This is a genomic window from Variovorax sp. SPNA7, assembly GCF_033807855.1.
Classification (GTDB): Bacteria; Pseudomonadota; Gammaproteobacteria; order Burkholderiales; family Burkholderiaceae_C; genus Variovorax; species Variovorax beijingensis.
Map to the genome: position 1 here is coordinate 2,875,642 of NZ_CP138513.1, position 19,655 is coordinate 2,895,296.

At 68.2% G+C, this 19,655-nt stretch carries 18 protein-coding genes; 11 read left to right on the plus strand and 7 right to left on the minus strand.

Annotated elements, in window-relative coordinates; all coding sequences use genetic code 11:
• The 3 genes from cysW to RZE77_RS13420 all read left to right on the plus strand — a co-directional run bounded on the left by cysW (position 1) and on the right by RZE77_RS13420 (position 2,582).
• Complete coding sequence (gene cysW / locus RZE77_RS13410; protein WP_319442242.1) at positions 1-894, plus strand: sulfate ABC transporter permease subunit CysW; 894 nt, start codon at positions 1-3, stop codon at positions 892-894.
• Between the two features lie 90 nt (positions 895-984).
• Positions 985-2,082 (plus strand): sulfate/molybdate ABC transporter ATP-binding protein, encoded by a 1,098-nt coding sequence (locus RZE77_RS13415; protein ID WP_047783468.1) that lies wholly within the window; start codon positions 985-987, stop codon positions 2,080-2,082.
• On the plus strand, positions 2,079-2,582 hold the full coding sequence (locus tag RZE77_RS13420; RefSeq protein WP_319442243.1) for a disulfide bond formation protein B: 504 nt from the start codon (positions 2,079-2,081) through the stop codon (positions 2,580-2,582). Before RZE77_RS13415 ends, RZE77_RS13420 begins: the two co-directional genes overlap by 4 nt.
• Here the strand turns inward: RZE77_RS13420 and RZE77_RS13425 are convergent, their stop codons facing one another.
• From RZE77_RS13425 to RZE77_RS13440, 4 genes are all read right to left on the minus strand, one after another.
• Positions 2,583-3,275: a P-loop NTPase family protein gene (locus RZE77_RS13425; protein ID WP_319442244.1), complete on the minus strand. Its 693-nt coding sequence runs from the start codon at positions 3,273-3,275 to the stop codon at positions 2,583-2,585.
• Positions 3,276-3,346: 71 nt separating this feature from the next.
• Positions 3,347-4,645 carry a type II toxin-antitoxin system HipA family toxin gene (locus RZE77_RS13430; protein WP_319442245.1) on the minus strand — a complete coding sequence of 433 codons (1,299 nt, stop codon included), beginning with the start codon at positions 4,643-4,645 and terminating at the stop codon, positions 3,347-3,349.
• Entirely contained in the window at positions 4,642-4,971 is a 330-nt protein-coding gene (locus RZE77_RS13435; protein ID WP_319442246.1) for a helix-turn-helix domain-containing protein, read from the minus strand. Before RZE77_RS13435 ends, RZE77_RS13430 begins: the two co-directional genes overlap by 4 nt.
• A gap of 68 nt (positions 4,972-5,039) precedes the next feature.
• The gene (locus RZE77_RS13440; RefSeq protein ID WP_319432473.1) at positions 5,040-5,801 is read right to left on the minus strand and encodes a hypothetical protein; all 762 of its coding nucleotides are present in this window, start codon (positions 5,799-5,801) and stop codon (positions 5,040-5,042) included.
• A gap of 113 nt (positions 5,802-5,914) precedes the next feature.
• On the opposite strand from RZE77_RS13440, the gene smc reads away from it, so the two are divergent.
• From smc to def, 5 genes are all read left to right on the plus strand, one after another.
• Complete coding sequence (gene smc, locus RZE77_RS13445) at positions 5,915-9,430, plus strand: chromosome segregation protein SMC (protein ID WP_319442247.1); 3,516 nt, start codon at positions 5,915-5,917, stop codon at positions 9,428-9,430.
• A gap of 12 nt (positions 9,431-9,442) precedes the next feature.
• The gene (locus RZE77_RS13450) at positions 9,443-10,546 is read left to right on the plus strand and encodes a cell division protein ZipA C-terminal FtsZ-binding domain-containing protein (RefSeq protein WP_319442248.1); all 1,104 of its coding nucleotides are present in this window, start codon (positions 9,443-9,445) and stop codon (positions 10,544-10,546) included.
• 22 nt (positions 10,547-10,568) lie between these two features.
• The gene (ligA, locus tag RZE77_RS13455) at positions 10,569-12,653 is read left to right on the plus strand and encodes an NAD-dependent DNA ligase LigA (protein ID WP_319442249.1); all 2,085 of its coding nucleotides are present in this window, start codon (positions 10,569-10,571) and stop codon (positions 12,651-12,653) included.
• A 107-nt stretch (positions 12,654-12,760) separates the two neighbouring features.
• Positions 12,761-13,210, plus strand: coding sequence for a hypothetical protein (locus RZE77_RS13460; RefSeq protein ID WP_319442250.1), 450 nt, complete (start codon positions 12,761-12,763; stop codon positions 13,208-13,210).
• 34 nt (positions 13,211-13,244) lie between these two features.
• Positions 13,245-13,784: a peptide deformylase gene (def, locus tag RZE77_RS13465; RefSeq protein WP_319442251.1), complete on the plus strand. Its 540-nt coding sequence runs from the start codon at positions 13,245-13,247 to the stop codon at positions 13,782-13,784.
• A 35-nt stretch (positions 13,785-13,819) separates the two neighbouring features.
• On the opposite strand, the gene RZE77_RS13470 is transcribed toward def, so the two are convergent.
• Positions 13,820-14,215: a DoxX family protein gene (locus RZE77_RS13470; protein WP_319442252.1), complete on the minus strand. Its 396-nt coding sequence runs from the start codon at positions 14,213-14,215 to the stop codon at positions 13,820-13,822.
• 172 nt (positions 14,216-14,387) lie between these two features.
• Here RZE77_RS13470 and RZE77_RS13475 point away from each other — a divergent pair, with 172 nt between their 5' ends.
• From RZE77_RS13475 to RZE77_RS13485, 3 genes are read left to right on the plus strand one after another with little or no spacing between them, the layout of a single operon-like run.
• On the plus strand, positions 14,388-15,422 hold the full coding sequence (locus RZE77_RS13475; RefSeq protein WP_319442253.1) for an amino acid ABC transporter substrate-binding protein: 1,035 nt from the start codon (positions 14,388-14,390) through the stop codon (positions 15,420-15,422).
• Positions 15,419-16,417: an ABC transporter permease subunit gene (locus RZE77_RS13480; RefSeq protein ID WP_319442254.1), complete on the plus strand. Its 999-nt coding sequence runs from the start codon at positions 15,419-15,421 to the stop codon at positions 16,415-16,417. The genes RZE77_RS13475 and RZE77_RS13480 overlap by 4 nt, the downstream gene beginning before the upstream one ends.
• Positions 16,414-17,472 carry an amino acid ABC transporter permease gene (locus RZE77_RS13485; protein ID WP_319442255.1) on the plus strand — a complete coding sequence of 353 codons (1,059 nt, stop codon included), beginning with the start codon at positions 16,414-16,416 and terminating at the stop codon, positions 17,470-17,472. Before RZE77_RS13480 ends, RZE77_RS13485 begins: the two co-directional genes overlap by 4 nt.
• Here the strand turns inward: RZE77_RS13485 and RZE77_RS13490 are convergent.
• Both RZE77_RS13490 and pgm read right to left on the minus strand, forming a co-directional pair.
• Positions 17,427-17,945, minus strand: a complete 519-nt coding sequence (locus tag RZE77_RS13490) for a hypothetical protein (protein WP_319442256.1) — start codon at positions 17,943-17,945, stop codon at positions 17,427-17,429. The two genes, RZE77_RS13485 and RZE77_RS13490, sit on opposite strands and share 46 nt — an antisense overlap.
• A 28-nt stretch (positions 17,946-17,973) precedes the next feature.
• Positions 17,974-19,629 carry a phosphoglucomutase (alpha-D-glucose-1,6-bisphosphate-dependent) gene (gene pgm, locus RZE77_RS13495; RefSeq protein WP_319442257.1) on the minus strand — a complete coding sequence of 552 codons (1,656 nt, stop codon included), beginning with the start codon at positions 19,627-19,629 and terminating at the stop codon, positions 17,974-17,976.
• Between the last annotated feature and the right edge of the window lie 26 nt (positions 19,630-19,655).

A 19,655-nucleotide genomic window follows, 5' to 3' on the forward strand; every position in this document is an offset into this window, starting at 1 on the left:
ATGAGTGCACCTTCCAAGATCATTCGCCGCGCGCAGGCCGGCACCACCGAATCGGCCTGGGTGCGCTGGCTGCTCATCGGCATCGCGCTCGCGTTCATGTTCCTGTTCCTCGTGCTGCCGCTGGCCGCCGTGGCGACAGAAGCCCTGCGCAAGGGCCTGGGCGCCTATCTCGAAGCGCTGAAGGAGCCCGACGCCTGGAGCGCGATCCGCCTGACGCTGATCACGGCCGCCATCGCGGTGCCGATGAACCTGGTGTTCGGCGTGGCCGCGGCCTGGGCCATCGCCAAGTTCGAGTTCCGCGGCAAGGCCTTCCTGACCACGCTGGTGGACCTGCCTTTTGCGGTGTCGCCGGTGGTGGCGGGCCTGATCTACGTGCTGGTGTTCGGCGCGCAGGGCTGGCTCGGCCCGCGGCTGGCCGAGCACGACATCAAGATCATCTTCGCGGTGCCGGGCATCGTGCTGGCGACGGTGTTCGTGACCTTCCCGTTCATCGCGCGCGAGTTGGTGCCGCTGATGCAGGCGCAGGGCACCGACGAGGAGCAGGCCGCCATCGTGCTGGGCGCAACCGGCTGGCAGACCTTCTGGCGCGTGACACTGCCCAACATCAAGTGGGGCCTGCTGTACGGCGTGATTCTTTGCAACGCACGCGCCATGGGCGAGTTCGGCGCGGTGTCGGTGGTGTCGGGCCACATCCGCGGGCAGACCAACACCATGCCGCTGCATGTGGAGGTGCTCTACAACGAATACCAGTCGGTCGCGGCCTTTGCCGTGGCCTCGCTGCTCGCCATCCTGGCGCTGGTCACGCTGGTGATCAAGTCGGTCATCGAGTGGCGCCATGAGCGCGAAATGAAGGCCATTGCCGAACTGCCGCCAGAGCGGCCCACGGCGGCTTGAGAAGGCTTCGAGTGAGGGGAACAACCCTCACCCCGGCCCTCTCCCCGAGGGGAGAGGGAGAAATCAGAAGAAGGCAGAGGAAGAGATTCCATGAGCATCGAAATCCGCAACATCAGCAAGCAGTTCGGCGACTTCCGCGCGCTGAACAACGTGAACCTCGACGTCGAGTCGGGCGAACTCGTCGCGCTGCTCGGCCCCTCGGGCTGCGGCAAGACCACGCTGCTGCGCATCATCGCGGGGCTGGAGACGGCCGACACCGGCAGCATTCTCTTTTCGGGCGAGGACACCACCGACGTGCATGTGCGCGAACGCCAGGTGGGCTTCGTGTTCCAGCACTACGCGCTGTTCCGCCACATGACGGTGTTCGAGAACGTCGCGTTCGGCCTGCGCGTGAAGCCGCGCAAGGAGCGCCCGAGCGACGCGCAGATCAGGCAGAAGGTGACCGACCTGCTCAAGCTGGTGCAGCTCGACTGGCTGGCCGACCGCTATCCTTCGCAGCTTTCGGGCGGCCAGCGGCAGCGCATCGCATTGGCGCGCGCGCTGGCGGTGGAGCCCAAGGTGCTGCTGCTCGACGAACCCTTCGGCGCGCTCGACGCCAAGGTGCGCAAGGAACTGCGCCGCTGGCTGCGCCGGCTGCACGACGAACTGCACGTCACTTCCATCTTCGTCACGCACGACCAGGAAGAAGCGCTCGAAGTGGCCGACCGCGTGGTGGTCATCAACAAGGGCCGCATCGAGCAGGTCGGCTCGCCGCAGGAGGTGTGGGACCAGCCCGCGAGCCCGTTCGTCTACGGCTTCCTGGGTGACGTCAACCTGTTCCATGGCCGCGCCGACAACGGTGCGGTGCAGCTGGACGGCATGCGCCTGGATTCGCCCGAACACAGCGGCGCGCGCGACGCCAAGGCCATGGCCTATGTGCGCCCGCACGACCTGACCGTGGAGCGCTACACCGCCGGCGCCACCGGCATCGTGGCCACCCTGTCGCGCGCCATCGTGGTCGGACCGATCGCGCGGCTGGAACTTGAGCCCACCGAAACGAATCCAGATAATCCGGGCTCCGGAACCATCATCGAGGCGCAACTCCCTGCGCAACAGTTCCGTGAACTGGGCCTGCAGGAGGGCGACACGGTTGTCGCCACGCCGCGCAAGGCCCGGGTGTTCGTAGAAGAAGATTGGGTTTCCCCTTGATCGATTGGTACTTCGGCGCGCCGCGCCGCGCGTATGGGCTGATCTGCCTGGCCTGTGTCCTGATGCTGGCCTTCGGGCTCTACCTGCAGCACGTGGTGGGCCTCGAGCCTTGCCCGATGTGCATCGTGCAGCGCTATGCGCTGGTGCTGGTGGCACTCTTCACCGGCCTGGCCGGCGTGTTCAGGAGCCGCGGCCTGCAGGCAACGGGCGGTGTGCTGGCGCTGGTGTCGGCCGTGGGCGGCGCCTACACGGCCGCCTCGCAAAGCTGGCTCCAGTGGAACCCGCCCGAGGTCGTGACCTGCGGGCGCGACCTCTACGGAATGATCGAGACCTTTCCGCTCAAGCGGGCGCTGCCGATGATCTTCCGCGGCGGCGGCGATTGCTCGAAGGTCGACTGGTCGCTGTTCGGCCTGACGCTGGCGAACTGGTCGTTCATTGCCTTCGTGGTGCTGGCGGTCCTGCTCCTCGTGCTGCTGCTTCGCCGGCCCGCGGCGCGCTAGCTAGAGCGGCAGGGTGTCGAAGGCCGCGTAGGCGGTCGCCAGCCAGGACTTCACGCGCTGGCGCTCCAGCAGGCCGAGCGCATGCGACCTTTCGCGGTCGTTCACGGCCTTCCAGAAACTGGTGTTCTGCGCATCGATCTTGCGCATGCTCGCCTCGTGCAGGCGCGGCAGCGTGATCACGCGGGCGCCGTTCGCGGTGGCCTTGGAGAGCGACTGCGACGCCAGCAGCATGCCGAAGTCGCTGCCGCGGCCGTAGTTCTGCACCACGATGTAGTTGGGCCGGTTGCCGAAGGTGTCGATCAGCGTGCCGAGCAGGTCGGTGGAGTCCTTGCCGTCGTCCAGCACATGCCAGAAGTTGACGGCCACGCCCAGCTCGTCGAACACGTCGAACAGGTCCGATTCCTTGATCCAGCGCGACAGCGGCGCGAGCGTCTGGGCCGCCAGATCGACGATGACGCTTTGCTGCGGGTTGGTCTCGAAGCCGTTCACCACGGTGTCCAGGCCCTCGAAGCTGTCGACCACGATGGGCGAGGCAAAGCCTTCGTAGAAGCGCGTGAACGAGCTGTGCGAGCGGTCGGTGTCGAAGCCCGTGAAGGGCCGGCTGTGGTCGATGAAGTACTGGGCCAGCACGCGCGCCGTGACCGACTTGCCGACACCGCCTTTTTCGCCGCCGATGAAATTGATGGAGCTCATGAGTTGCTGCTGCCTCGAATGGGTGGAGGAGTGAAGGGCCGGATCATTCTAGGGGGCGCGTTTTCCTTTTTTCATTTGCCGCGCCTCGCCATGCCCTGCAGCAAGGGGTGTGCCTGCAAGCGCTGCTGCAGCCGTTTTTTCCACGCGGCCGGCAGTGTCGACGCCTCGATCATCGAGGGCCAGCGGCTGCGCGCGAGCCGCGCCGTCTCGGCAACGGTACGCCGCACCAGCGGTTCGTGCAGCCCGGCCGAGAAGCAGAAGGCACGCACGTTGGCGGGCGTGAACAGGGCGCTGCGCCGGGGGGCGGCTCCGCCCGGCGCCGCCGGCAGAAGAGGCAGCGCATGGCCGTCGACACCCTGGAGCGCGGCATAGGCCACGATGTCGTAGGCCGGGGCCAGCCGCGGCGCGATGCCGTCGGGGTACAGCACGCCAAAGTTCTTCAGATGCGCGTCGGGGTTGCCGAGCAGGTCGTTCACCGCGAGGCGCCGCACGAGTTCGAGCACCGCTTCCTCGCCGAGCGATGGAAAGGCGCGCATCGCCAGCGCCATGTCGAGATAGCTCGCGCTGTACTTGTGCATCGGATCGACCGCGAGCACCTGCGCGAAATCCTCGAAATGGATGCGGCGCGCGCCTTCGCGGTCGAAGCGCGTCACGGCAAGGAAGTCGGGCTCGTCGGGCAGTGCGTAGCTGTGCTCGGCGGCAATGGCCGAGAGCGGCGCGAGCTCGGCATGGCAGACCTCGACGCCGGCCGCACCCGCCAGCTGGAGCGACAGCATTTCCAGCTGCGGCATGTGGGGGCGCCCGGCCACGGGCAGCTTGGCGATCACGCGCGTGCTCGCGCCGGCGCGGGTGCGGGCCACGTAGCGGCCGCCCTGCCGGCGCAGGCCGAGCTTGGGCTGCACGCCCGACACCGAGATGCCCTGCGGCATCGGCAGCTCGACCACGGACATTTCGAGCGCGTCCTGGTCCTGCGTGATGAGCCGCTGCAAGGTGCCGCGGTCGACCGAGACCGGCCGGGCGCTCACCGCGCCGGGCAGGTCGCCGCCGCAGGCCGCAAGCAGCTCAAAGTGGTCGTTCTCGCGGCAGCCGCGCAACTGCGCGATATGGCTGCGCAGGACGCCTTCGGGCAGCAGGTTCTGGAAGAAGCGCGGCAGCTGCCCGCCCTGTGCGTTGAAGAGCGGGTTCTTGACGTCGCTCCACAGGGCGGCCTGGGCCGAGGGATCGCTGGCCACCATCGAAAGCGAAAGCACCTCGGGCGGCGGTGCGGCCACCAGTTCCGGCTCTGCCACGAAGCGGCACAGGTCGGCGTACTGGAACAGTTTGCCGAAGCGGCGTGCGCCGAGCGAGATCTCGAGGATCTTGACGTTCATGGCGAACGCTTCCGCGAACGGGGCTCGGAAGCCGGAGCCGGCGGCGCAGCCGCAGCACCGACGGCGTTGCCGATGCGCGTGGGCACCGGGCGATAGCCGGGCTCGGTGTCCGCGCGTTCGCCAAAGCCCTTGGGCGCGAGCTGCAGTTCGAGGCCCAGGGCGTCCACCAGCGCCAGCAGCGAGGACATCTGCGGATTTCCCTTCAGGCTCAGCGCATTGCGCACCGAACGCTCGGTGAGGCCCGAGCGCAGCGCGATTTCTGCGTTGCCGAGGCCCGCGGCCTCGCGCCGGGCCGCCAGGGCGGTAATGAGTTCCTGCTTGTTCACGGAAACATATTACCGCAAACTGCAGTTTCGGAAATATGTTTCCGAGTGCCGTATTTCGGCGTATCTTTCTACCGGGGTACCAGCGTGAAGAAGGGCATCACCACGCCCATGACCCAGTTCTGGCCGAAATCGAGCGCCGCGCGCCGGTATTTCTCGTCGGCCTGGGCGGCCAGCAGGTCGAGCCGCGCCACCACCTTGGACAGTTCGCGGTCGGCCACGAGGTTGCGCCCGCGCTCGCTGATCTCTGTGGCCAGCAGCAGCGGCTGGCCGTCGGGGCCGGTCTTGGAGGCGATCAGCCAGAGCGATATCTCGAAATTGCGCGCGGCCCGGTAGCTGTTCTCGGCGTTGACGCCGTCGAGCATGGTCTGGTCCCAGGTGTCGCCATTGGCCTGCTTGAGCATCGTGGCCCAGCCGACGACCAGCGCCGCCACCCGGTCGCCCTGGTAGCCCTGCGGACTGGTATCGAAGGCCATGCGGATGGCATCGATGCCGGTGGCGCCGCGCAATTCGGGCAGGGGCGGGCCGGTCAGCACCGCATCCCAGGCGCGCTGGGCGGCCGCCTCGATGCTGGCGGCCGACTTGCGCCATTCGCGCGGGTTGCGCCGGTAGAGCGTGGTCTGCACGCGCCGGATCGATTGCAGGTTGTCGCGCAGGGAGAGGTTGGCAATGCGGTTGGCGCTGGACTGCAACCATTCCTGGTTGGTATAGGGCTCGGCGCGGTCGGTGGAACGCACGGCCGCGCAGCCGCCAAGGCCCAGCAGGGCAGCCGCACCGGCCAGCATGCAAGCGCGGCGCGCCGCAAGGGGGGATGAAACCAGGGAATCGCTCATGCCCTGACGTTATCATCCACGGCTGGGGCGGCGGCCTGTCTCGAACGGCAGGTCCGTGCAATTTTCCTTACAAATCAATACCTTGGCGTCATGCCAAGCCAGGCCGACAAGTCGTGCGTCTCAATTCCATCAAGCTTTCGGGCTTCAAGTCGTTCGCCGAACCCACCAACTTCCTGCTGCCGGGCCAACTGGTCGGCGTCGTCGGGCCCAACGGTTGCGGCAAGTCGAACATCATGGATGCGGTGCGCTGGGTGCTGGGCGAGTCGCGCGCGTCGGAGCTGCGCGGCGAGTCGATGCAGGACGTGATCTTCAACGGCACGACCACGCGCAAGCAGGCCAGCCGTTCGAGCGTGGAACTGGTGTTCGACAACGCCGACCACCGCGCGGGCGGCCAGTGGAACCAGTTCGGCGAAATTGCCGTGCGGCGCGTGCTCACGCGCGACGGCACCAGCAGCTACTACATCAACAACCAGCCGGTGCGCCGCCGCGACGTGCAGGACGTGTTCCTGGGCACCGGCCTCGGACCGCGCGCCTACGCCATCATCGGCCAGGGCACGATCAGCCGGATCATCGAATCCAAGCCCGAGGAGCTGCGCCTGTTCCTCGAAGAGGCGGCGGGCGTCTCCAAGTACAAGGAGCGCCGGCGCGAAACCGAGAACCGCCTGGGCGACACGCGCGAGAACCTCACGCGCGTGGAAGACATCCTGCGCGAACTCAACGCCAACCTCGAAAAGCTCGAGAAGCAGGCCGAGGTGGCCGCGCGCTACAACGCGCTGCAGGGCGACGCCACCAAAAAGCAGCACCAGCTGTGGTTCCTCAAGCGCAGCGAAAGCGATGCCGACCAGGCCAAGATCAAGGCCGACTCGGAGAAGGCGATCAACGACCTCGAGTCGCGCACCGCCGACCTGCGCCGCATCGAATCCGAACTCGAAACCGTGCGCCAGGCCCACTACGCGGCCGGCGACCAGGTCAACCAGGCCCAGGGCAAGCTCTACGAAGCCAGCGCCGAAGTGGGCCGCCTCGAAGGCGAGATCCGCTTCGTGGTCGAAGGCCGCCAGCGCGTGGAGCAGCGGCTGGTCCAGTTGCGCGAGCAGATGGGCCAATGGGGCCGCCGTCGCGAAGAAGCCGAGGCGGAGATCGAAACCCTGGCCGGCCAGGGCGTCGACGCCGAGGAGCAGGCCGTGCTGCTGGCCGCGCAGCTCGAGGAACACGACGCGCGCATGCCCGAGCTCGAAGAAGCGGTGCAGCGCGCCCAGGAAGAGGCCAATGCCCAGCGCAGCACCGTCTCGCAGGTGCAGCAGCAGATCCAGGTGCTGGCGGCCGACCAGCGCAACATCGAAGAGCAGAGCCGGCAGCTCACGCAGCGCAGCGAACGCCTGCGCGCCGACCAGAACGCACTGGCCGCGCCCGACGAGGCGCGCCTGCAAGCCCTGCAGGAAGAGCACGCGGCCGCGCAGGAAACCGCGAGCGAGGCCGATGCGCGCCTGCATGAACTGCAGGAATCGGTGCCGCAGCTGGACGACGACCGCCGCGCGAAGCAGCAGGCCGTCAACACCGAAGGCGCGCGCCATGCCGAGCTCTCGGCGCGGCTCGAGGCACTGCGCGCGCTGCAGGAAAAGGTCAAGACCGACGGCAAGCTGGCGCCCTGGCTCGCCAAGCACGGACTCGAAGGCATGCAGGGGCTGTGGAGCCGCATCCATATCGAGCAGGGCTGGGAAAACGCGCTCGAAGCGGCGTTGCGCGAGCGCCTGGGCGCGCTCGAGGTCAGCCGGCTCGACATGGTGCGCGCCTTCGGCAACGATGCGCCGCCCGCCAAGCTCGCGTTCTACAGCCCGCCCGCGGCCGGCGTGCCGCAGGGCGCGGCCGCGCTGCCGCGCCTGTCGAACCTGCTGCGCCTGAACGATGCGGGCCTGCAGGCCTTGATGACCGACTGGCTGCACGGCTGCTACACCGCGCAAAGTTTCGAGGAAGCCCTCGCGCAGCGCGCAACGCTGCAGCCGGGCGAAGTCATCTATGTGCAGAGCGGCCACGCCGTGTTCTCGCACAGCGTGAATTTCTACGCTCCCGATTCCGAGCAGGCCGGCCTGCTGGCACGCCAGCAGGAAATGGAAAACCTGGAGCGCCAGTTGCGCGCCCAGGCGCTCATCAGCGAAGAGGCGCGCACCGCGCTGGTCCGTGCCGAAGCCGCCTACGCCGATGCCGCGCAGCGCCTCGTCACGGCGCGCCGCGAAGCCGCGGAAACGCAATCGCGTGCGCATGAACTGCAGGTCGAGACCCTGCGCATGACGCAGCTCGCCGAACAGACGCGTGCGCGCAGCGAGCAGCTGGCCGCCGACCTGGCCGAGGTCGACGCGCAGCTCGAGGAACTGCAGGAAAAGCGCATGGCCGCCGAAGGCCGCTTCGAAGAGCTCGACATGCAGCTGGCCGACAGCCAGGAGCGCCATGCGCAGCTCGACGAACGCGTGATCGAGGCCGGCCGCGCGCTGGCCGCGAGCCGCGAGCAGCACCGCAGCCTGGAGCGGCAGGCGCAGGAGGCCACCTTCTCGCAGCGCACGCTCGAAGCCCGCCGCGGCGAGCTGAACCGCGCAATCGAAACCGCATCGCAGCAGGTGCTGTCGCTCACCGACGAAGACGAGCGCGCCCGCGCCGAACTCGGCCGCCTCTCCGATGCGGCGGCCCAGGCCGGCCTGCAGGACGCGCTGGCGCTCAAGCTCGAGCGCGAAGCCGCGCTGGGTGCGGCGCGCAGCCAGTACGACGACCTCACGCTGAAGCTGCGCGCCAGCGACGAACGCCGGCTGCAGCTCGAGCGCGAACTCGATCCGCTGCGCCAGCGCATCACCGAATTCCAGCTCAAGGAACAGGCCGCGCGGCTGGGCTTCGAGCAGTACCAGCAGTTGCTCGACGACGCCGGCGCCGACCTCGAGGCCGTTGCCCAGTCGATCGAAGCCGACAAGGTCCGGCTCACCGGCCTGCAAGGCGAGATCGATCGCCTGAACCGCGAAGTGGTCGCGCTGGGCGCGGTCAACCTGGCTGCGCTCGACGAGCTCGCCGTGGCCAGCGAGCGCAAGACCTTCCTCGATGCGCAGTCCGCCGACCTGAACGAAGCCATCGGCACGCTGGAAGACGCCATCCGCAAGATCGACGCCGAGACGCGCGACCTGCTGGGCGGCACCTTCAAGATCGTCAACGAGCACTTCAGCCGCATGTTCCCCGAGCTGTTCGGCGGCGGCAATGCGCGGCTCGTGATGACTGGCGACGAGATCCTCGATGCCGGCGTGCAGGTGCTGGCGCAGCCGCCCGGCAAGAAGAACCAGACCATCCACCTGCTCTCGGGCGGCGAGAAGGCGCTCACGGCCATTGCGCTGGTGTTCGCGATCTTCCAGCTCAACCCGGCGCCTTTCTGCCTGCTCGACGAAGTGGACGCGCCGCTGGACGATGCCAACACCGAACGCTATGCCAAACTCGTGACCGCCATGAGCCGCGAAACCCAGTTCCTCTTCATCAGCCACAACAAGATCGCCATGGAAATGGCCGAGCAGCTGATCGGCGTCACCATGCAGGAGCAGGGCGTCTCGCGGATCGTCGCGGTCGACATGGAAGCGGCCGCCTCCATGGTCGAAGCTGCTTGATCCGGGCAGCCCATGAGCAATCTCACTCTCGCCCTGGCCATCCTCGGCGGCCTCGTCCTCGCGGCCGTCGTTGCCTACAACACCCTGACCTCGCGCCGCAATGCGCCGCGCCAGCCCGACGCCGCTGACCGCGACCTGTCCGACGCGGACCATCGGCCATCGTCTTCGTCCGACGGCGTGGAGCCGATGCTGCACGTCGATCCGCACTCGACGCCGGGCCACGAACGCCACGAGCCCCTGTTCGACCCGGACCTGCCCGCGCCCAGTGCGAACCCGGTGCCGACGGCCGAGCGGCGCGGCGGGCTCGATCCGCTGATCGACGTGATCGCGCCGGTGTCGCTGGACGGGCTCGCATCGGGCGACGCCGCGATCGCGGCCATGCCGCCCACGCGCCGCGCGGGCAGCAAGCCGGTGGCCATCGAGGGCCTCAACGAGCACACCGGCCAGTGGGAGCCGCCCGTGCCGGGCCAGCGCTACAGCGCCTTCCAGGTGGGCGTGCAGCTGGCCAACCGCACCGGCGCGCTCAACGAGATCGAATACTCCGAATTCGTCGTCAAGGCGCAGGCCTTTGCCGATGCCGTCAATGGCGCGCTCGAATTCCCTGAAATGCTCGACGAGGTGGCGCGCGCCCGCGAGCTCGACCAGTTCGCCAGCGCGCACGACGCGCAACTGGGCTTCGTGCTGCGTGCGCTGCATGCCGCCTGGAGTCCCGGCTACGTGCAGCAGAATGCGGCGCGGCTGGGCTTTGTGGCGGGCATCATCCCGGGGCGCATGGTGCTGCCGACCAGCGAGGCCGGGCTGCCGCCGATCCTCGGGCTTTCATTCGATACGCAGGCCGCGCTGGCCGACGATCCGGCGCAATCGGCCATCCGCGAGCTCAGCCTGAGCCTGGACGTGCCGCAGGTCGACCGCGCCGAGCAGCCGTTCCGCCGCATGCGCGAAGCCGCCGCCACGCTGGCGCGCGAGATGGACGGCGTGGTCACCGACAGCGACGGCCAGCTGCTGCGCGAAGAAACCATGGACGTGATCGGCGCCGACCTCGAGCAGCTCTACGACACGCTCGAGTCGCGCGACCTGGCCGCCGGCTCGCCCTTGGCGCGCCGCCTTTTCAGCTGATCCGATCGTTCGGGAGACACCCATGACCACGCGCGACGAAGCGGCACGCGAAGCCGCCGCACTGAGCGAACAGCTCCACAAGCACGCCCATCTCTACTACGTGCTCGATGCACCCGAGCTGCCCGACGCCGAGTACGACCGGCTGTTCCAGCGGCTGCAGGCACTGGAGGCCGAATACCCCGAACTGCGCACGCCCGATTCGCCCACGCAGCGCGTCGGCGGCAAGGTGCTCGAAGGCTTCGTGAAGGTGCGCCACAAGGTGCCGATGTTGTCGATCCGCACCGAGACCGACATCTCGCCCGGCGGCGCCAGCGCCTTCGATGCCCGCGTGCGCAAGGAACTGGGCCTGGCCGAGGACGGACCGCAGGTCGAGTACGTCTGCGAACTCAAGTTCGATGGCCTGGCCATGAACCTGCGCTACGAGAACGGCGTGCTGGTGCAGGCCGCAACGCGGGGCGACGGCGAGGTCGGCGAGGAGGTCACGCAGAACATCCGCACCGTGCGCGAGATTCCGCTGCGGCTCAACGGCAAGGCGCCGCCCGTGGTCGAGGTGCGCGGCGAGATCTACATGAAGCGCGCCGACTTCGAGGCACTCAACGAGCGCCAGCGCGAGAAGATCGCGGCCGGGCAGAAGAACGAGAAGGTCTTCGTCAACCCGCGCAATGCCGCGGCCGGCGCGGTGCGCCAGCTCGATCCGGCCATTGCGGCGGCGCGGCCGCTGAGCTTTTTTGCCTATGGCCTCGGCGAGGTCACGCCGGCCGGCGAAGGCGGGCCGGACTTTCCGACCCAGTTCGAATGGCTGCAGCAGTTCGATGCCTGGGGATTCCCGGTGGCCAAACAGACTGCGCGTGCGACCGGCGCCATTGAACTGATTGCCTTCCACGAGAACATCGGGCGCCAGCGCGATGCCTTGCCCTACGACATCGATGGCGTGGTCTACAAGGTCGACAGCATCGAGCTGCAGCGGCGGCTGGGCTTCGTCTCGCGCGAACCGCGCTGGGCGGTGGCGCACAAGTATCCGGCGCAGGAGCAGATCACCGAGGTGCTGGGCATCGAGGTGCAGGTCGGGCGCACCGGCAAGCTCACGCCGGTGGCCAAGCTCGCGCCGGTGTTCGTGGGCGGTGTGACCGTGACCAATGCCACGCTGCACAACGAGGACGAGGCGCGCCGCAAGGACGTGCGCGTGGGCGACAAGGTCATCGTGCGGCGGGCCGGCGACGTGATCCCCGAAGTGGTCGGCGTGGTGCCCGAAAGCCTCGCCAGGTCCGACAGCGAGCGGGGCCCGCTGTTCACCATGCCGCACCAATGCCCGGTGTGCGGATCGGAGGCGCTGCGCGAAGAGGGCGAGGTCGACTACCGCTGCACCGGCGGCCTGTTCTGCGCGGCCCAGCGCAAGGAAGCCATCCTGCACTTTGCGGCGCGGCGCGCGGTCGACATCGACGGGCTCGGCGACAAGCTGGTCGAACAGCTGGTCGACGCCAACCTGATCCGCACCTTGCCCGACCTCTACAGGCTCGGGTTCACCACCCTGGCGGGGCTGGACCGCATGGCCGACAAGTCGGCCAAGAACCTCGTCGATGCGCTCGAGGCCTCGAAAAAGACCACGCTGCCGCGCTTCCTGTTCGGCCTGGGCATCCGGCACGTGGGCGAGAGCACGGCCAAGGACCTTGCCAAGCATTTCGGCAAGCTCGACGCGATCATGGATGCGACCGAGGAACAGCTGCTCGAGGTCAACGACGTGGGGCCGGTCGTCGCGCAAAGCCTGCGCACCTTCTTCGACCAGCCGCACAACCGCGAAGTGGTCGAGCAGCTGCGCGCCTGCGGGCTGACCTGGGAAGAGGGCGAACCCGCTGCCCGGGCGCCCAAGCCACTGGCGGGACTGACCTTCGTGATCACCGGTACCCTTCCTACGCTGAGCCGGGACGAGGCGAAGGACAAACTGGAAGCAGCCGGTGCCAAGGTGGCGGGCTCCGTCAGCAAGAAGACCAGCTACCTGGTGGCCGGCGAGGAAGCCGGCAGCAAGCTCGACAAGGCGCGCGAGATCGGCGTGGACGTGATCGACGAGGCGCGTATGCTGGAGCTGCTCGCCAGCGGCGGGCCTGGTTGAAGGTTTGAAGGCGCTGTTCTTACCGGCGGTTACGCGACTTCACACCAGCGCAGTCAACAGGGCCTGCAAGCCGGCGTTGAAAACTGAAGGCTGACAAGGAGTCCCTCATGCAGAAAATTCGTGTTCTCGGTATCTGTGTCGCCATCGGCGGCTTCGCGCTGCTTGGCGGCTGCGTGGCTGTTCCCGGCGACCCCTACTACAGCGGGGGCTATTCGCAGCCGTACTACTCGGACCCGGTGGTGGTGAACCCGGCGCCGGTCTACATCCAGGGCGGCGGCTACTACGAAGGCAGGCGCCGCTATTACGACTATGACCGGCCCTACTACGGCGGCAGGCCCTATTACGGGCGACCGGGCTACCCGGCGGTGCGACCGGTGCCGGTGCCTGTGCCTTCCCGTCCCGGCTGGGGCGGCGGGCGACCGCCCGGTGGTGGCGCCATCGTGCCGCCGACCGGCAATACCGGCGTGTCGCCGCTGCCGCAATACCGGCCGGACCCGCGCGGCTCGCGGATGTGGTCGTCGCCGGATTCCAAGACGCCAAGCCAAACCCCTCCGTGACAGCGTGGCGGGGCTGCTCGCGATAATCCCCGCCATGGCCATCCGCGAAATCCTCAAGATGGGCGATCCCCGGCTGCTGCGCATTGCGCAGCCGGTGGCTGCCTTCGACACCGACGAACTGCACCTGCTGGTGCGCGACATGTTCGAGACCATGCTGGCCGTCAATGGCGCGGGCCTGGCCGCACCGCAGATCGGTGTCGACCAGCAGCTCGTGATCTTCGGCACCGATGTCGTCAATCCCCGCTACCCCGATGCGCCGCCGGTGCCCCGCACCGTGCTGCTGAATCCGGTCATCACGCCGATCGGCGACGAAGAAGAAGAGGGCTGGGAAGGATGCCTCTCGGTGCCGGGCCTGCGCGGCGTGGTGCCGCGCTTCGCCAACATCCGCTATACCGGCTTCGATCCCTACGGTGATCCGATCGACCGCGTCGCGAGTGGCTTTCATGCGCGCGTGGTGCAGCATGAGGTCGATCACCTGCTGGGCAAGCTCTATCCGATGCGGGTGCGCGACTTCTCGCGCTTCGGCTATACCGACGTCCTGTTTCCAGGGCTCGACGCCAACGACGACGACTGAGAAAACACGGCCGGTTCATCACCGGCCGCTTGCTTTCAGTTGTACTTGCCGCCCAGGCCGAAGCGGCCGCCGCCGAAGAGCGCAATGGCAATCGCCGAGAACAGGAACATGCCCTGCAGTTCGAGCGCCCAGCCGCCCTGGCCATTGAGCGCACCCAGGTCCTTCTGATGCACGAGCCAGATGGCTGCCAGCATGTTGAGGGCAACGATCAGTGCGGCCGGACGGGTGAACAGGCCCACGATGAGCAGCACGGGCGCAAGGATCTCGCCAACATAGACCAGGTAGGCCATGGCCGCCGGCAAGCCGTGGGAGGCCAGCATGCCGCCGATGCCGTCGACGCCCTTGCCGACCTTCGCAATGCCGTGCAGCAGGATGAGGATGCCGAGTGCGACGCGCAGAACGAGCTTGCCGGTGTCATCGGATTTGGTCATGTGCAGATTCCTGGTGAAGTTGTTGGAGGCCCGTATGTTAGTGAATGCGGCCGGCAAGAAAACCCCGTAGACGGCGGCGCACGCAGCATATGCATTCAACCGTTCGTTCCTTGGCAGGGTGGCGCGCAGCCCCGTACACTGCCTTTTGCTTGTTGTTGAGGAGAACACACCAATGAAGAACCGATTCCGTCCCGCACTGGCCGTGGCCGCAGCCGTTGCAGCGCTTGCCGCTGCCGCCCCCGCCCTTGCCGGCAAGACCCTCGATGCCGTCAAGCAGCGCGGCACCGTCAAGTGCGGCGTGACCAATGGCGTGGCCGGCTTTTCCGCGCCGGACACGCAGGGCAACTGGTCGGGCCTGGACGTCGACACCTGCCGCGCCATTGCGGCGGCCGTGCTGGGCGATCCGAAGAAGGTCGACTTCGTGCCGCTCAATTCGCAGCAACGCTTCTCGGCGCTGCAGGCCGGCGAGATCGACATCCTCGCGCGCAACACCACCTGGACGCTCACGCGCGATGCGTCGCTGGGCTTCAACTTCACCACCATCACCTACTACGACGGCCAGGGCTTCCTGGTGCCGAAGAAGCTCAAGGTGACCAGCGCCAAGCAGCTCAAGAACGCGACCATCTGCACGCAGTCGGGCACCACCAACGAGAAGAACGTGTCCGACTACTTCCGCGCGCAGAACATCCCGGTCAAGACGGTGGTGTTCGAGAGCTTCGAGGCCTCGTTCAAGGCCTTCTTCTCGGGCCGCTGCCAGGCCTTCACCACCGATGCCTCGGCGCTGGCGGGCCTGCGCAACAAGGAGGCGCCGAACCCCGACGACTACCTGATCCTGCCCGAGCTCATTTCCAAGGAGCCGCTCGCGCCGCTGGTGCGCCGCGGCGACGACGAATGGTTCGCCATTGCCAAGTGGGTGCCCAACGCGCTCATCGAGGCCGAGGAATTCGGCGTCACGCAGGCCAATGCCGACGAGCTCAAGGCCAGCAGCAAGGACCCGGCGCAGCAGCGCCTGCTCGGCGCCGGCGAAGACCTGGGCAAGCTGCTGGGCCTGGACAAGGACTGGTCGTTCCGCGCCATCAAGGCCGTGGGCAACTACGGCGAGATGTTCGAGCGCAACGTGGGCCCCAAGTCGGTCCTGAAGCTGCCGCGCGGCTCGAACAACCTCTGGAGCAAGGGCGGCCTGATCTACGCACCACCCGTTCGATGAGCAGTGGAGCCGCGCGCCGCGGCGCCTGGCTGGCCTGGGTCGTCCAGGCGCTGCTGGTGCTGGCCGTCGTGGCCGGCGCGGCCTGGGTCGTGAACCATGCGCTCGAGGTCCTGCGGGCGCGCGGCGTCCGCTCGGGCTTCGACTTTCTCACTGAGCCCGCGGGCTTCTCCATCAGCGAAGGCTGGCTTGACTTCGATGCCAGCCAGCCGTTCTGGCGCGCCTTCCTCGCGGGCCTGGTCAACACGGTGCGCGCCTCGGTGCCCGCCGCCATCTTTTCGGTCGTGCTCGGCACCCTGATCGGCATCGGCCGGCTCGCGCCGCATGTGCTGCTGCGCGGCATCTGCACCGCGTATGTCGAACTGCTGCGCAACGTGCCGCTGCTCGTGCAGCTGCTGATGCTGGCCTTTGCGATTGCCAACCTGCTGCCCGACCCCACCGAGCCCGTGCGGCTGCTGCCGGGCGTGTGGCTCAGCAAGGGCGGCCTCAGCGTGCCCTGGCCGGCGTCGGGCGAGGGCGGCTGGTGGCCCACGCATTTCGAATGGCCCGAGCGTGGCGACTTCGGCGTGAGCGGCGGTGCGGCGCTGAGCCCGGAATACGTGACCATCGTCGCGGGCCTGTCCTTCTATTCGGCCGCGTTCGTGGCCGAGATCGTGCGCGCCGGCATCCTCTCGGTGCCGCAGGGGCAGGTGCTTGCGGGCCAGGCGCTGGGCCTCGCGCCGGTGCAGCAGCTGCGCATCGTGATCCTGCCGCAGGCGCTGCGGGTGATCGTGCCCTCGCTCACCAACCAGCTGCTGAGCCTCGTCAAGAATTCATCGCTCGCGGTGGCCGTGGGCTATCCGGAACTGGTGTCGGTAGCCAACACCACCATCGGCTCGAACGGCCGCGCCTTCGAGTGCATTGCCATCATCATGGTGGTCTACCTGCTGCTGTCGCTGCTGATCTCCTTCGGCATGAACCGCTACAACGCGCGCGTCGCGCTCAGGGGCTGGCGATGAGGAACGTCGCCCAGGGCCCGATCGCGTGGCGCAGCGAGCTCTGGGGTTCGCCGCTGCGGGCGCTGGCCACCGTGCTGCTGCTCGCGCTGCTGGCGTGGGGCGGCTTCCACGCGGTCGAATGGGGCGTGCTGCACGCGGTGTTCCGGCCGGATGCAGAAGCCTGCCGCGCGGTGCAGCATGGTGCCTGCTGGGGCGTGGTGGCCGAGAAATGGCGGCCGATGCTGTTCGGCCGCTTTCCCTACGAAGAGCAATGGCGCCCGGCCATTGCCGTGACCGTGCTGTCGGCCGTCACCATGCTGAGCGCCTGGCCGCGCAGCTGGCGCTGGTGGCTGGCGCCGCTCTGGATGGCGGCGCTCGTGCTGTTCGTGCTGCTGATGCGCGGCGGCGTGGCGGGCCTCGCCTCCGTGCCGACCAGCCGCTGGGGCGGATTGCCGCTCACCATCGGCCTGGCGGTGGTGGGCCTGGCGCTGGCGTTTCCGCTCGCGCTGCTGCTCGCGCTGGGGCGCCGCTCGGGCTGGCCGGTGGTTCGCACGCTCTGCGCGAGCTACATCGAACTGGTGCGCGGCGTGCCGCTGATCTCGGTGCTGTTCATGGCGTCGTTCCTGCTGCCGCTGCTGTGGCCCGCAGGCTGGCAGCCCGATGTGCTGGTGCGCGTGCTGGCGGGCTTGGCGCTGTTCGTCGCGGCCTACCTGGCCGAGATCATCCGCGGCGGACTGCAGGCCGTGCCGCGCGGGCAGACCGAAGTGGCCATGGCGCTGGGCTTCGGGCGCTGGCCGGTGCAGCGCGACATCGTGCTGCCGCAGGCCCTGCGGCTGGTGGTGCCGGCGCTGACCAACAGCGTGGTCGGCACGCTGAAGGACACCTCGCTGGTCACGGTGGTCGGCCTGTTCGAGCTGACCGGCGCGCTGGGCCTGGCGCTCGGCGGCGATCCGGTTTGGCGGCCGTTCTATCTCGAGGGCTACCTCTTCATTGCGGCGGTGTACTGGGCGCTGTGCTTCGGGCTGTCGCGCTACAGCGTGTGGCTCGAGCGGCGGCTGGGAGAGGGCACGCGCTGAGCCGGGCCGGCCGAGGATGCCTTCGCATGCGATTGCGCCAGTGTCTCGAGAGTCTGGACCTGCCACGCGAATTCATCCTCGAAGGCCGTCGGGTCCGTGATCGCATAGCCGCCGTAGGCATAGACCGTCGCATAGGCTGCGTAGCTCGCGGCCTCGAGGGCCCGGCCGGCCAGGGCATTGGCCACCGCATACGTGGCGGAAACCGCCGCATGTGCCGAGCCATCGATCGAATTCGAGCCCCGGTGCCCGTTTGCCACCGCCGCCAGCTCCGCGCGGGCCGCCGCCAAGGCCGCTTCGTCGGCCTTGCCGTCGAGAAAGGCATGCGCCACCGCGAGGCCTTCGATCGCGCGCGGGTCTTCCAGCAGATGCCCGATGCGGTCCGCGCAAGCCAGGCCGAAAGCCAGGCGCAGCGATGCGTGCCCCGGATCGTTCAGGCCAAGCTCGGCGGCGAGACGCGACAGTTCGGTGTTCATGGCAGCGCTGGACGCTCGATGACGCTCTTCAGCCCGCCGCCAGCGCCTTGTCCACCAGCTGCTGCGCTTCCTCGAGGATGCGGCCCAGGTGCTCGGTACCGAGAAAGCTCTCGCCGTAGATCTTGTAGATGTTCTCCGTGCCCGAGGGCCGCGCGGCGAACCAGCCGTTCTCGGTGACCACCTTCACGCCGCCGATGGCCGCGCCGTTGCCGGGCGCGTGGCTCAGCACGTTCTGGATCTTCTCGCCGGCGAGTTCGGTGGACAGCACCTGCTGCGGCGACAGGCTCGAAAGCTTCTTCTTCTGCTCGACGGTGGCCGCCGCATCCACGCGATTGGCCACCGGCTGGCCCAGCGCCTGCGCCAGTTCGGCAAAGCGTTCGCCGGGATCGCGACCGGTGCGCGCGGCAATCTCGGCCGAGAGCAGGGCGGGCACGATGCCGTCCTTGTCGGTGGTCCAGGCCGTGCCGTCGCGCCGCAGGAAGGTGGCGCCCGCGCTTTCCTCGCCGCCGAAGCCCAGCGACGAATCCACCAGCCCGTCGACGAACCACTTGAAGCCGACCGGCACCTCGTACAGCTTGCGGCCCAGCCTGGCGGCCACGCGGTCGATCATCTGGCTGCTGACCACCGTCTTGCCCACGGCCGCATGCGCCGCCCACTGCGGCCGATGCGTGAAGAGGTAGTCGACCATCACCGCCAGATAGTTGTTGGGCGGCAGCAGCCCCGCGCTGCGCGTGACGATGCCGTGGCGGTCATGGTCGGTGTCGCAGGCAAAGGCGATGCCGAAGCGCTCCCGCAGGCCGATCAGCTGGTGCATCGCATCGGGCGACGACGGGTCCATGCGGATGCGGCCGTCCCAGTCGAGCGACATGAAGCGGAAGGTGGGATCGACTTCCTGGCTCAGGACGTTGAGGCGCCCGAGCTTGTAGCGCTCGGCGATGGCCGGCCAGTAGCGCACGCCCGCGCCGCCCAGCGGGTCGACACCCAGGTCGATCTCCACGCCGCGGATCGCATCCATGTCGAGCACCTGCGCGAGGTCTTCGACATAGGTGTTCAGGTAGTCGTGGCGGTGCGTGGTCGAGGCGCGCAGCGCCTGGGCGAGCGGCAGGCGCTTCACGCCCTTGAGATCCGCCGCAAGAAAGGCATTGGCCGCGGCTTCGACGGCCGAGGTGATGTCGGTGCCCGCGGGACCGCCGTTCGGCGGGTTGTACTTGAAGCCACCGCTTTCGGGCGGATTGTGCGAAGGCGTGATCACGATGCCGTCGGCCAGCCCCGCGGTGCGTCCGCGGTTGTAGGCCAGGATGGCGTGCGAGACGGCGGGCGTGGGCGTGTACTCGTCGTCCTTCGACAGCATCAGCTCGACGCCGTTGGCCGCCAGCACTTCCACGGCGCTGTTGAAGGCGGGCGTCGAAAGCGCGTGGGTGTCGATGCCGAGGAACAGCGGACCGTCGATGCCCTTCTGGCGCCGGTAGTCGGCAATGGCCTGGCTCATGGCCAGCACATGCCATTCGTTGAACGCGTCGTCGAAGGAGGAGCCGCGGTGGCCCGAGGTTCCGAAGGCCACGCGCTGCGAAGGCACCGAGGGATCGGGCCGACCCGCGTAGTAGGCGGAGACGAGGCGCGGGACATTGACGAGCAGGTCCAGCGGTGCGGGCTGGCCTGCGAGGGGATTGGTTTTCTGGCTCATGTCGAGGGTTGCCGTTCGAGTTGAAT